Here is a 13,578-nt window from a genome sequence, read left to right as displayed (position 1 = left end):
TATAATATGAATTTGCTATATATCTGTTGTGATAAAACCGTACTTGAAATTCGAGTAGTCCGTGAAGCTTAGTGGTAAGTAAACAGGCTTTGTATTTGATGGTTACTTCACAACGATAGCATAGTGTTGTCCACAATAGGCCGTCTTGACGCTATTGTGTCGCTTAGGGAAAAGATGTAAGAAGTGATTGGTTAATGCTGGAAAAAATACCTGCCCCCACCCCAAGAGAAGAGCTGCATGTGCTGGTTATCGATAACCAGGGGCTAGTTCACGATGTTGTTGCTTCAGCATTACACGAAATAGGGATTAAAAACGTTAGTAGTGCATTCAACGCGTTCCATGCCAAGAGATTATGCGAGGCAAGGCAGTATGACTTTGTATTACTAGCGTTTAACGTAAGTCACGATAAAGATGGCTTTCATCTTTTTGAAGAACTTAAGCACCTCAACCACATTAACGATACGACAACGGTCATTTTCCTTAGTGCCGAAACATCACCTGAACTTGTTAACTGTATTGTAGAACTGCAGCCGGATGATTTCTGGGTTAAACCGTTACAGCGCAATAAGATCGAAGCGCGCTTAGAATACCTAATACAAGTTCGCTTGAAACTGCATAAAATGCTGCATTGCATGCATGCTGGCGACTATTCAACGGCGATGTATTATGCTGAGCGACAACTAAAAGATCCCTCGCTTTCAGAGTACCACACCAGAATAAAACGCCTTATTGGTGATTGTCTTCTGCAGTTACGGGACTATGAAACGGCAGAAAATTACTTTAGAACGCTACTACAGAGTATGGACCATGCCTGGGTTCATATTGGTCTCACGCGTTCCTTATTGCGACAAGATGAACTAGAAGAAGCACAGTTACTGGTTGATGATCTACTCCAGCGGCCCGATACTCGGTTTTTAACCTTCGATTTGCTCGCACAATACTTCATTGAAAAAGAGCAGTTTGATATTGCTTACGAGCAAATGAAAGAGGCAAGCCGGCTTGCGCCCCGTAATATCGAGCGAAACAAGCGCTTGTGGGACCTAGCCAGGCTCAATCATGATAAAGCTGGCCAGCTTTCTGCCGTGCAGAATATGGCAAAGTTTGCTAAAAATTCTATTCATGACTCCCCTCAACTTACACTCAATGTTATTCGCTCTACCATTGATTTGGCTACAAGCTTAGGAAACACTGAAGGTGACAAGTACCTTAAACGCGCCGAAAGTGAGCTTGAAGAGCTTAGGCAGCAGAAAGGCATGCAGAGTCAGCTTGCTGAGCAAATGGATGTGGTTAAATCCCGAGTACTATGTCTTAGAGACGAGAAACGTGAGGCTGAAAAGTTAATGAAGGATCGCTCAGCGTCTACTGATGGACTGTCAATGGAAGATAGTTTAGATAAAATGAAAGCCTTCCATGAGTTAGGCATGCGTGAACACTGTGTCAGCATTTTAGATAAACTGAGAAAGCAAATAGAAGGTGATACTTTTACCTCACAAGTGGTTAATGAGTATTTGAATCAAGAGTCTATTGAGCGTACGGAAATTCAGTTTACTACTAAAGAGCTTAAGCAGATGGCGGCTGTAAACTACAAAGAAAATCGCCTTATTCCCGCTTATAACAATTTAAGACAGGCCTTGACCTTGTCACCCAAAGACAAACAGATCGCGTTAAGCTTGCTTAAAGTCATTACTCAAATGCATCTAGATAGTGGACTAAGTGAAGAACAAATACATTCGGCGCAGCGTGCTGCCAAATTGCTTTGTTCTGAAGAGTTATCGGCGACCCAAGCGGAAAAAAGGGATCAGTATATCGCGCGAATTGGCATTGAAGTGGATGATACCAATGCGGCTGATTTAGTCGGCGTGGTTGTCGCTAAAGCGTAGTTTGGAATGTTGTCTTTTTTAAAGCTTGCGAAGCTATTATAAAGGGCTAGATAAAAGTTTAAACGCCGCTAATCATGTACACACAACGGCAAAATGAAAACCTAAAAAAAAGCTGCTTTGAATTTCAAGGCAGCTTTTTTAATTTAAGAAGGATTTAATCCTTTCTTCTGTTATTTTTTAGCAACAGTAGCACGACGGCGAAAGCCAATTGCTGCGGCTAACAGAGCAAGAATTCCTCCCATTGAGCCACCTGAGCTGTCGTCATCGTCTTCTTCATCGTCAACTACATCCGCTTGCAGATCGAAAGTTGCAACAAACGGGTCATGGTCTGAACTTCTGAATGGACCCACATCAGTGAACGCGTAGCCGTCTTCATCAGCATAATAACGAAGCGCTTGGTCGTACTGTAGCTGGTAGGCTTCAACTGAGTTGATATTCCAGTGTGCACCATCAATAGCGTCTTCAAGCATGGCTTCACTTGCTAAAACATGGTCCAAACTACCTACTTGTTCGGTACCGTAGAACCAATATGAGAAGCCTTCTGCGTCGAACTCTTCAGCTAAATTGTGATAGCCAAAGCTAGATTCAACTTCCACAGATGCACCGTCATCCATACCTGTATTTACTGCAGTGGTAATAGTGTAACCGCGATCTTCAGGTGTATAGTCGGTAAGTACAGCCACAGGATCTTCAGCACTGTACGCGTTTAAGTCGCCTAAGATTATCTTACGCTCAGGCAGATTTTCATCGCTCAAAGCATTACCTAATGTAATGGCTGCCGATACGCGAAACGCGTTACAGCTACCCTGAATTGTAGTAATTTCAGACGGCGCTTCGGCAATGTCTTCAGCGCACTGCGAACCCTTAGACTTAAAGTGGTTCACTGAAACTAGGAACGACTTGCCACTTTCTGTGTGAACAAAAGATTGAAGAAGGCTAGGGCGCATTTGTGCAAGACTATCTTCATCAATTTGTTGTACTGGCATATCAACAATAATAGCGTCGCCCTCTGGCGTTACTACAGAAGCCTTGTATAAAAGGCCTACAGTGATAGCATCTGTGCCAATTTCGCTACTATCGCTTGTAGCAACAAATGAATATTGCTCAGTTTCACCTAGTTCTGCGTTAATAGCATCAACTAGAGCCTGTATCGCGCTGTCTTCACCGAAACCATCATTTTCGATTTCCATTAACCCAACAACGTCAGCGTTTAAGTTAACAATGGCTTCTACAATACGACCTTGCTGCAGTTCAAATGCCACAGCATCGTCCGCACCGCGATTTTCATCATAATCGAAGGTTACATCGCCGTTAGCGTCCACCTCACCGTTGAAGTAGTTAAGCACGTTGAAAGTAGCAATTGATAAGTTGCCTTCTGTAACAACAGGGTTTGCTTCACGTGTTGAAGTGACTTCAATAATGTCGCTAGGGTTAATTCTGTAAGTACCAAAGCTGTAGTTTAGTGGACCTGCAGCAGAAACCGAATCACCAATGCGAATAGCATTAGCGTAGCTGAAAGTAGGGAAGAAACTCAGTGCATCTGGGTACTGAGAACTGCTGTTATCTTCAATAGTAAGCAGGCTTGTTTCGCTTGCTTCAACAGCGGCTGTGTAAGCATCTGACAATGGCGCTGCCACATCACTTGGTTGGCGTTTAATCGAGTCACTAACAACGATTTCGCCGAAGCGCCAAAGGTTGTTTGTGCTTGTTACTGTCGCATCAGTCACGCTAACGACCATACCTTCAACCGATTCAAGGTCAAGTTCGTACGGCATAGCGATCTCTACTGCCGCAACAGCATCTGCGGTGCCGCAATCAAGTGCAGCAACATCGCTATCCATGGCAAGGGTTGTCATGCCGTAGTTTTCTTCCACTTCACCATAAAGACGAACGATATTACCGGTGGCAATATCAACACTGCCGTCTACGAACAAACCTTCAGAGGTTGCATCGTCAGCGTCGTAATCAGACGCCTCTTCCTGTACAAAGAAGCCGTCAGCGCGGGTGCCAGTAACTATAGCTTCGATAATAACGCTATTGCCTACTTCAGAAGAACTGCTTTCGCTGCCTTGAATAGCACTGATAAGTGTTGCGTCTGCGCCACAAATGCCGAGCTCAACAGCAGGTTCTTCTGGTACGTCTACAACGTCGTCACCGCCACCTTCGGTGGTGAATGTACCGGCCGGAAAGGGAGTCGCCGCATCTGTGTTTGTAGTTGAACCGTCAAGTGCGTCGACGCCACTGTAAGTCCAGTTAGATGCTTCAAAACTGCCGCCATTAGCCGATTGACCAGACGAACGGTATGCCCAACCATCTAAGTATTCCCATGCGGTGCCGGTGCCGTCGGTGTTAATATCACCAAACGTATCGATAACGCTACCATCTTTGAAAAGCTCAATAGCATCGTCACCATTAATTCCTAACTCCGATGTATCGTAGTCTGGTGCAGAACCGAAAAACGCGGTAAATCCATCAATTTCTGATGCTACGTAGATATAAGTGCCAGCACTTGCAGACGTGCCAGCTGGGAAAGTGAATTCCTCTCCATCTGTACCACCGCCGTTGTTCGCTGCACCAATACCATAGGTAGATAAGTCTGCAATATCGTTGACCACGAAAAGTTCTACAGCTTTTGGAACACCGCCACTTAGTGGCCCGTCAATAACACCACTTATAACTAAATCGTTGGCTTGAATAGCGGTAGAAGAAAGTGCAGAGATTATTCCTGCAGATAGTAAAGTTAATGATGTTCTCACGTCATTTTCCCTTTGTAGTTTCATTATTTTTTAAATCACAGGTACTAGTATTTTTGTTGTAAAGTCTGCTTGAGCAGAGCACCCTGTGACGAGCAATTTTCGTATTGCTTGTTCTACCGTAGGGAAGTTTATGATTAATAGAAATAACTTAATCTTATTCAAGCTGTTTTTAAAATAACTTAATTAAAACAACAGTATAGGAAGTATGAGTAAACTTACTTAAACTGTTAAATCGCTTTTGTAGCCTTACCTAACCATTAAATAACGCTATAGACATTTTATGAGCGCGTATTACTTTTTTATTACAGCCAGCATTGTTTTAGTTTGATTCGAGGTGACGGGAAAATAAAGCGTGATCATCAACGACTTGATCTGCATAAAGATTTGCTATTTTCACAAGCAAATCTCTTGATTGAGAAAAGGCATTTGAGGCTGATTGGGCAAACCGCGTGCTTCTTCTATCTCCACGACAATGAGCCAGTGCCAAGCTATAACCGCATAATTGTGCAAAATATTCAAAGCCCCCGTTAAGGGCCTTCTTGCCCATTGCAATATCTTGAGGGTCCACACCCACTTTAGCGTGATGTCTTGAGCGAATCAGATAATTAGCGTCTTTGAATTTTACCTCATCAAGAACAAGGTCAGGCTTTCTTTGCATTCGTCGTTGGCAACGTGCGGTGAGGTGGGCAGCGTTCAGACGGTTGACAGGGTTAACGGTAGGGAAGTAATGAAGAGGTGCAGCATTACGCTGTTGTTTAACTTCTACAATATGGCAATGCGCAAAACTCTTTTCATTGTGTGGTTTAGACGGCCCGACTAAAAAGTAATAGCGCGCCATATTTACGGAGCCGGTTCCTGCGTTCAGGCGTTTAACAATATCTACGATAGAATCGTCCATGTAAGGAGCAAACGCTTCGTGTAATGTTTTATATTCCCCCTCGCTTAGGGTTTCGAATTTATCACTGTTGGGTTTAAAGCCCAGCCTCGTGCCGTTAAAACTCACCGCTTTGGCAAGCGCACTTTTAATTATAAACTCCTCGCCGCCCGCACTACGGGCTTTTGCCTTTTTATAAAGCTTTGTTAGCTTACTTGGCACAGCATTAGGGCAATAGTCTATTGCCTCGTTCATCACCTTAGCATTATTTACTACACGGTCGCAGGTTTCCACATAGTGCTTAATAAAAGCGTGTTGCGCGTTAATAACTTGCTGATGAGTGACTACGGGTTTAGTGGTATCTATGCCTTCCCCTGAATATCTACCTTCCACTATACCGCTACAGTGCAGTTGAGCAAGACGCAATGAGGTGAGGTAGCGAAGTATGTCCCAGTGTGCTTTGCCTACGCATGCATCATCAAAATCATTGGGAGAAAAGATTACTGTATCTCCGTGAGAGCCTTCTTCGGTAAGGAAACCAAAATTGGAAGTATGACAGTCGCCCATCACGCTGGTTAGTGGTATAGAATCACACTCTTTGGGGAAATTAATCAGACCCGCTTTGATATCTGCGTAGAATAATTGAGCGCTGCCTCGATAAAATACAAACGGGCTGGTAGCCATTTTTATATGTTTTGGCAAGCTTCGCGAAGGTTTGTAATTATCAATACGCTCTATTTCTTCTGAAATAAGGTGAATTCGGGTATTTGTCATATGTTCCTCACGCTGCTTGTACTAAGGCTATAAACAGGATTGTATCGCGTGCCGATTGGCTAATTGATTTTATTTTCATCGTTCAATTCAATAACCTGATTAAGCGATTCATATTTACCAATTAGTTTTTTTAAGTGATGCGCGCTATTCTTTTCACCAGTTTCGAGAGACATGGATTTCGCAACAAGTGAATATCTTCACAAAACTGCAAAACCATGTCGACAAAATAAACGTAAAGTTTGTATCCGTATGCATTAAGCATCCGGAAAATTTAAACCAAATGGAGAATTAAACATGGCATTGATTAATACTGCTATCAAACCTTTTAAAGCGACTGCATTTAAAGACGGCGAATTCGTAGACGTAAGCAGCGAAGACATCAAAGGTAAATGGGCAGTTTTCGTATTTTACCCAGCTGACTTCACATTTGTTTGTCCAACTGAGCTTGGCGACATCGCTGATAAGTACGAAGAGCTTCAGTCTCGTGGCGTAGAAGTATTCTCAGTATCTACTGACACACACTTCACGCACAAAGCATGGCACGATTCTTCAGACACGATCAACAAGATCAAGTTTGCAATGATTGGCGACCCTACTGGCGAAATCACGCGTAACTTCGATTGTATGCGCGAAACTATGGGTCTTGCTGACCGTGCAACATTCGTTGTTGACCCAGAAGGTATCGTACAAGCAATGGAAATCACTTCTGAAGGTATTGGCCGTGACGCAGACGACCTAGTACGTAAAGTTAAAGCTGCTCAATACGTAGCAAACAACCCAGGTGAAGTTTGCCCAGCGAAATGGAAAGAAGGTGAAGAAACACTTGCTCCTTCTCTTGACCTAGTAGGCAAAATCTAAGCAGCACCGCTTAATTCCTAGCACAGCAGGATAAACTGTAAGTTAAAGTGTTAGGACGATAGTTTGTAGGGAGTGGGTCTCCACTCCCTGATGTTAATTTCCAATTTCCGCTTATGTTGTTGACCTATCAAAGGGTTGGCGGGGATCGGCGTGTCGAAAATAAGGCAGAATAACCGTGTTAACTAAAGAAATTTTACAAGCATTGAAATCATATGCTGAGTCAATGCAAAAAAACGTAACCTTTGTCGTACAGACCGGTGAACATAGCAAGCGCGAAGAGCTTGTGAAGTTTCTGTCCGACATTGCTTCAGTAAGCGAAAAACTAAACGTAGAAGAACGTGAAACTAATGGTGAACTACGCAGCGCTATCAGCTTTTTATTAGAAGCTGACGGTGAAGATACTGGAATTCGTTTTTCAGGTATTCCGGGTGGCCATGAGTTTAACTCACTTGTACTTGCTATGCTGCACGCAGCAGGCACTGAACTTAAGCTAGATGATAGTGTTCAAACATTGGTTAAAGCCGTTAAAGAACCACTTAACTTTGAAGTATTTATCAGCTTAAGCTGTCACAACTGCCCAGAGGTCGTACAGGCACTTAATCAATTCGCTTTGATTAACCCTAACATCAAGACCGAAATGATCGACGGTGGGCTATATCAAAATCTAATTCAAGAGCGCGACATTCAAGGTGTACCTAGCGTTTACCTTAATGGCGAGCTATTCGCGAACGGTAAAGTTGATGGTTCAGTACTTATCAATAAACTTATCGAGCGCGACCCTAGCCTTAAAGAGGCAAATAAAGGCGACGCGTTGCCGCTTCAAGACGTTACTGTTATTGGCGGCGGCCCAGCGGGTGTTGCGTCTGCAATTTACAGTGCACGTAAAGGCCTTAAAGTAGCCATTGTTGCTGAAACTTTTGGTGGTCAGGTTAAAGACACTATGGGTATAGAAAATTTAATCTCTGTACCCAAAACGACAGGGCCTGAACTTGTAGGCAACCTAATGGAGCACGTTCGCGATTACGACATTACGCTTAAAGAGCACGTACGCGTCGATAGCATTGAAAAAGGTAATATTAAAACTATTACGCTTTCTTCAGGCGAGCAAATTCGCACCCGTACGGTTATTGTCGCAACCGGCGCACGTTGGAGAGAACTGGGTGTCCCCGGTGAAAGAGAGAACGTAGGTAACGGCGTAGCATATTGCCCGCACTGCGATGGTCCTTTCTTTAAAGGTAAAGATGTTGCAGTTATTGGTGGTGGTAACTCTGGTATTGAAGCGGCACTAGATTTGGCAGGTATCGTAAAATCAGTAACGGTATTTGAATTTATGCCGGAACTTAAAGCGGACCAGGTACTTATCGACCAAGCTGAAAAGCGCGACAACATTACCATTATTAAAAATGCGGCTACACGTCAAATCACGGCCGAGAATGGCAAAGTGAACGCGATTGAATACCAAGACCGTTCAACTAATGAAGTTCATACACGCGAACTCGCCGGTGTATTTGTTCAAATTGGCCTTGTACCGAACAGCCAGTTTATGAAGGACACGGTAGAGATGACGCAGTATGGTGAAATCATTGTTGATACTAAATGTCATACTTCTGAGCCTGGTATCTTTGCTGCGGGTGACGTAACAACAGTGCCTTATAAGCAAATCGTTATTTCGATGGGCGAGGGGGCTAAAGCGTCACTAGCCGCCTTTGAATACCTGCTTAGCCATGAAGTGGTTGAAACTGAAGACGAGAGCGAAGCTGCTTAATACGTTTAGTATCTAGCGCTTAACTCAAATATGTAAAAAAGCCGAACTAACTCAGTTAGTTCGGCTTTTTTGTGTGCGCTAACTTTACCTTATATCAAAGGGTGTTTTGCGATTTTCATTTTTGACCATTTGCATTCAATATTGGTAATAAAAATGGTTATCATTTGTATGATATTTTGTTAAATTATACCAAAGTACAAGTTAGCCACTCAGCACTCGTTATTTTCAGATTGGTGAGAGGGCGAGACATAACAAAATAATTAGAAGACAGCACTCGACATGAACAAAAAATTACTTAGTTTAGCGGTAACAGCTGTATTGGTGTCTTATGCCAATGCCCAGGAAGGCGACATTAACGCTGCACATGCTTTGCAGGAAAGTGGCAACGAGGCATCAACGACAGAGCAAATTGCGGTTGAAAAGATAGAGGTACTCGGCACGCGCTCCCCCTTTGGTGCGACTAAGTCTAATACGCCCATCGTTGAACTCGCCCGTACAATTTCCATTGAAACGGCATTAGACTTAAAGCAAAAAGGCGTTTTAAATCTATCCCAATCAGCGACTTATATGGCGGGCGTTACCGGTGAATCTTACGGATACGCCACCCGGGTTGATTCAATATCTTCTAGAGGGTTAAGTATTCCTCGCTATCGCGACTCTATTCAAGAGTTGTTCGGCAGCTACAATTCAACGCGCGCTGAAATTTACACAATGGAACAGGTTGAACTACTTAAAGGGCCAGCTTCTGTGCTTTATGGACAAGGCTCACCTGGCGGCATCATGAACTATGTGTCAAAGACACCCACGTTAGGTAAGGGAAGTGAAGTTGTATTGTCTTACGGAAGTTTCGACCGGGCGCAAATTGGCTTAGATGTAAACGGTAGCCTATCTGAGGATGATAAGTGGGTAGGGCGCTTTGTCGGTATTTATAGAAATGCCGACTCTCAGGTTGATTATGTCAGTGATGACACGCAAGTGCTTATGCCTTCACTTTCTTTTATGCCGTCAGATGATACAACGCTCACCTTAATTGGCTTATTTCAGGATACCGATAGCGATACGGCGGCACAGTTTATTCCTGTTGAAGGCACACTATTACCTTTGGCAGATGGTACCTATCTGCCAGATCAAGACGTTTACGCAGGCGAGCCAGGGTTTAATAAATTCGATACTACGTCAAATCAGGTTACCTTACTTGGCGAGCATTTAATTGACGATACCACATCACTTTCATTTACCGCCTTATGGCGAGATGGCGAGGCAGACTATCACCAGGCCTGGCCTACTTTTACCGGTGGTACTCGCTACCTAAACGCCTTTGTAGGAGCACCTGTTGCGCCCACTGATACCTTTGTTCCAAGAACCTTTTACCAGGCGGACAACACGTTTAATCAACACGCTTTTGATATTCGAGTAAACAAGCGCTTTGCAACGGGTTCTTTTGAGCACGAATTATTAGCGGGTGTGCAATACCAAAATGTTAAAACAGACGCTAACTCAGCTTATTACGCTGGTGGAGGGGTATTACAAGGTGACTTTAGATACATTCTAGATTTAGCCAACCCTGTGTATACAGGTGCGCCAGAGCAAGCAGTTTTTGATTCAATTTATAACGATGCGCCGGAACAAACTGTTACAGATACAGGGCTGTATTTATCAGACCAGGTTACTTATAAAAACTGGCGGATGACGTTGGGGCTACGTCACGACCGCGTTGACAACGATACCGGCGTGACAGAACAAGATGATACGCAAACCTCTTACTCGGCTGGCGTGTTATACCGCTTCGATAACGGCATCTCTCCCTACCTTAGCTATGCTGAGTCATTCGAAACTGTGGTGGGACTGGATAACGACAACAATCAGCTTAAGCCTGAAGAAGGTCGACAATACGAGGCCGGTATTAAGTATGAATTATCTGCTATTCCGGGTTTTATAACGCTGGCGTATTACGATATTGAAGTGTCTAACCTTCCTAATCCAAATGGTTTACCAGATGAAGCCGCGCAGCAGCAGGGCGTCACGTCCATCGAAGGTGTAGAGCTGGAAGGGCGTTTAGACTTTGGCGAAGTAACCGCGCAATTTGCTGCGTCTGTTATGGATGCAGAAGACCCTAACGGTTTCTCGTTATCAGCACAGCCAGACAGCAATGCGTCGCTTTGGATTAATTACTCTCCCCTTGAGCTTGAGGCGTTAACCATAGGAGCAGGTGTTCGCTATGTCGGCGAATCGGTCTCTGAAAATGGCACAATTCGTTATGAAACACCTAGCTATACATTGGGCGATTTAATGGTGGCGTACGAGCTATCGAGTAACGTGAATTTGCAGCTGAATGTTAGAAACGTTACGGACAAGAAATACCTAACGTCGTGTTTGTTCAGAGGGGATTGTTTCCCAGGTGTACGTAGAACAGTGAACGCGTCGCTTACCTATTCGTTTTAAGGAATGATCATGCTTACAGTTGCAGCAGGTGGCTTAACACTCGCGGCCTTAGGGGTTGTTTATAAAAGTTGGCGTGAGCAAGCCTCAATTTATCTTTATTTAGGCTTAGTCGTATGGCTAGCGTCAGCAGTGTGTTGGTCTAAAGCGCAGGGTTGGGAGTTTGGCGTGTTATATGCGTTGTGTATTCCTGCAATGCTAGTCTGGCCATTCATCGCATTAAATCAAACGTTTTTGCCACAGCCCAAAAACGTACCTCAGCCGAGAAGCTTTGACTTCGCACGAGGTACAGTATTGACAAATGTTGCAAACTATTTCGTGGTACTGGTTGTTCTCTTGGTTGTTAGCGTTCTAATAACGCTAGGCGTATGCGCGCTGCTTCCGTTTTCCATCGCAGGCCAGTTGGCTACGGGTACAGTTCTACTGCCAGTGTTGTGGGGGCTTTTCGTTTATCACTATCTTGCCACCTCTCACAAATTTAAAGTCATTGGTGCTTACGCAGCATTGTCTGCGGCTTGTGTACCAATACTTATCTTCTTACCCATGTAGGTGAATATCAATGGATAAAGTTACAAAACAAAATGCATTAAATGCACATACTTGGGTTGGTGTGTTTTTGAGTGTACTGCTTTTTTTAGTATGCCTTTCAGGTACGATTGCCGTATTCCATCTAGAATTTGAAAGATGGGAACAGCCTCATATTGAAGAGATGGAAAATGTTTCTCCACAGGCGATTGAAAAGGCGATGGATAGCTTCCTAGCCGAACATACCGAAGAGTCTCACCACCTCTTTGTTGTATTTCCTACATCCGATATTCCACGGTTGGTGGTTGAAAACGACCACGTAGCGTATTTTGCTGATAGCGAAGGTAACCTGCTGGAAGAAGAAAGCGTGTCTTTTACGCAAATGCTGGTGGACTTACATTTATACTTAAATTTGCCGCATAGCTGGGGAATGATTTTAGTCAGTGCCCTAGGCGCCATTATTTGTACCTTAGTTATTACAGGGATTATTGCCCATAAACGAATTGGGAAAGATGCGTTCAAACTGAGAAGAGGCGGTAATGGTCAGCAGGCCCAGATAGACTTGCACAATCGCTTTGGCCTGTGGGCTGCGCCGTTTCATTTAATTATAGGGATTACGGGTGCCTATTTCGGCATGGCGGGCATTATTTTAGTAGTCGTTGCTTCACTCAACTATGGCGGCGACAGGGATGCAGTTGTTGATCAAATATTCACACCGGACCCCGTATTAACACCCCAAGAAGGTAAACCCGCTATTGGAAAAGCCTTCGCGCAAATGGAAACGCTTGCGCCTGAAAAGTCGCCGATATTCTTAACCGTACATGAAGTCGGTGAGCCAGATCAATTTATTGAAATTTATGCCAAAGCACCAAACCGCATGATTTACGCTGAAGGCTATCGTTTCGATACTGCCGGAAACTATATCGGTGATGCTGGCTACGAAGATGGAGAATGGGGCAAGCAGCTTGTATGGGCCATGTATCGACTGCATTTTGGTGATTTTGCTGGCTTAACCAGCAAGTGGTTCTATTTAGTGTTAGGTATTATGCTAACCATGCTTTGTGTTTCTGGTATGGAAATTTGGCTGTCTAAAAAAGCCCACCCACCTTTAGCGAGCAGGCTTTGGTACGCCATAGTCTGGGGCAGTGTTAGCGCTCTGGCCTTAACCGCAGCCGTTGATATGTTTTTTGCCGGTTCTCTTATCGCCGTATTTTGGTGCCTAATGTTATTCAATACGGCTGTGACCGTGGCAGTAAAGTCGCTGACAAAGCCAGTGTGGTTGATGATATCTGGGTTAAGTGTACTTGTACTTTTAGCCACTTATACTGCCGTACATCAAGGTGCTGCGCTTTCTATTGCATCACTTCAGCTAAATATTCCAATGGCTGTGTACGTGATCTGGAGCTTATACCGCGCTACTGTGCTATTTAAACGTGCGGAAAACGTTCGCGGCTATTATGTTGGCGGTGGCCTTAGCGAGGTAAATCGAGGCGACAGAAATAAAGAAGACACAAATGAAGAAGCTCAAGCAACGAGTGTTAACGCATAAACCTTAAAGTAATTATCAAGGGGCGAAAGTACAGCTAACTCGCCCCTTGATGTATTCACCCTAGTTACGCTTTTTTCTTTTCCACGTCCCGCCGTACATGTAGCCATCCTTTGTTTTCGCAAGCTGTTGGCAAGGCTTACACACTATGCGCCATTCGT

At 44.1% G+C, this 13,578-nt stretch carries 8 protein-coding genes; 6 read left to right on the top strand and 2 right to left on the bottom strand.

Annotation, left to right across the window (positions count from 1 at the left end; genetic code table 11):
• Window positions 1–194: 194 nt before the first annotated feature.
• Window positions 195–1,880 (top strand): response regulator, encoded by a 1,686-nt coding sequence (locus ACYTPF_RS01230; protein ID WP_461850914.1) that lies wholly within the window; start codon window positions 195–197, stop codon window positions 1,878–1,880.
• 170 nt (window positions 1,881–2,050) lie between these two features.
• On the opposite strand, the gene ACYTPF_RS01225 is transcribed toward ACYTPF_RS01230, so the two are convergent.
• Window positions 2,051–4,636: an ExeM/NucH family extracellular endonuclease gene (locus tag ACYTPF_RS01225; protein ID WP_461850913.1), complete on the bottom strand. Its 2,586-nt coding sequence runs from the start codon at window positions 4,634–4,636 to the stop codon at window positions 2,051–2,053.
• A gap of 319 nt (window positions 4,637–4,955) precedes the next feature.
• A complete protein-coding gene (locus ACYTPF_RS01220) occupies window positions 4,956–6,284 on the bottom strand; it encodes a DUF2252 family protein (RefSeq protein ID WP_461850912.1) in 1,329 nt (442 codons plus the stop codon).
• Window positions 6,285–6,584: 300 nt separating this feature from the next.
• On the opposite strand from ACYTPF_RS01220, the gene ahpC reads away from it, so the two are divergent.
• The 5 genes from ahpC to ACYTPF_RS01195 all read left to right on the top strand — a co-directional run bounded on the left by ahpC (window position 6,585) and on the right by ACYTPF_RS01195 (window position 13,420).
• Window positions 6,585–7,142 carry an alkyl hydroperoxide reductase subunit C gene (ahpC, locus tag ACYTPF_RS01215; RefSeq protein WP_461851522.1) on the top strand — a complete coding sequence of 186 codons (558 nt, stop codon included), beginning with the start codon at window positions 6,585–6,587 and terminating at the stop codon, window positions 7,140–7,142.
• 175 nt (window positions 7,143–7,317) lie between these two features.
• On the top strand, window positions 7,318–8,907 hold the full coding sequence (gene ahpF / locus ACYTPF_RS01210) for an alkyl hydroperoxide reductase subunit F (RefSeq protein ID WP_461850911.1): 1,590 nt from the start codon (window positions 7,318–7,320) through the stop codon (window positions 8,905–8,907).
• A gap of 279 nt (window positions 8,908–9,186) precedes the next feature.
• Window positions 9,187–11,349 carry a TonB-dependent siderophore receptor gene (locus tag ACYTPF_RS01205; RefSeq protein ID WP_461850910.1) on the top strand — a complete coding sequence of 721 codons (2,163 nt, stop codon included), beginning with the start codon at window positions 9,187–9,189 and terminating at the stop codon, window positions 11,347–11,349.
• Between the two features lie 9 nt (window positions 11,350–11,358).
• Window positions 11,359–11,895, top strand: a complete 537-nt coding sequence (locus ACYTPF_RS01200) for a hypothetical protein (protein WP_461850909.1) — start codon at window positions 11,359–11,361, stop codon at window positions 11,893–11,895.
• Window positions 11,896–11,905: 10 nt separating this feature from the next.
• Window positions 11,906–13,420, top strand: coding sequence for a PepSY-associated TM helix domain-containing protein (locus ACYTPF_RS01195; protein WP_461850908.1), 1,515 nt, complete (start codon window positions 11,906–11,908; stop codon window positions 13,418–13,420).
• Window positions 13,421–13,578 lie beyond the last annotated feature (158 nt).

The organism is Alteromonas sp. HB246098, from assembly GCF_054890645.1.
Note: the sequence above shows the minus strand (reverse complement) of the source record. Positions and strands in the feature narration are given on the sequence as shown.

Bases quoted from the DNA above. Each gene is read 5' to 3' on its own strand.
- ACYTPF_RS01230 (WP_461850914.1), top strand. From the start codon at position 195: ATGCTGGAAAAAATACCTGCCCCCACCCCAAGAGAAGAGCTGCATGTG.
- ACYTPF_RS01220 (WP_461850912.1), bottom strand. From the start codon at position 6,284: ATGACAAATACCCGAATTCACCTTATTTCAGAAGAAATAGAGCGTATT.
- ACYTPF_RS01205 (WP_461850910.1), top strand. From the start codon at position 9,187: ATGAACAAAAAATTACTTAGTTTAGCGGTAACAGCTGTATTGGTGTCT.
- ACYTPF_RS01200 (WP_461850909.1), top strand. From the start codon at position 11,359: ATGCTTACAGTTGCAGCAGGTGGCTTAACACTCGCGGCCTTAGGGGTT.
- ACYTPF_RS01195 (WP_461850908.1), top strand. From the start codon at position 11,906: ATGGATAAAGTTACAAAACAAAATGCATTAAATGCACATACTTGGGTT.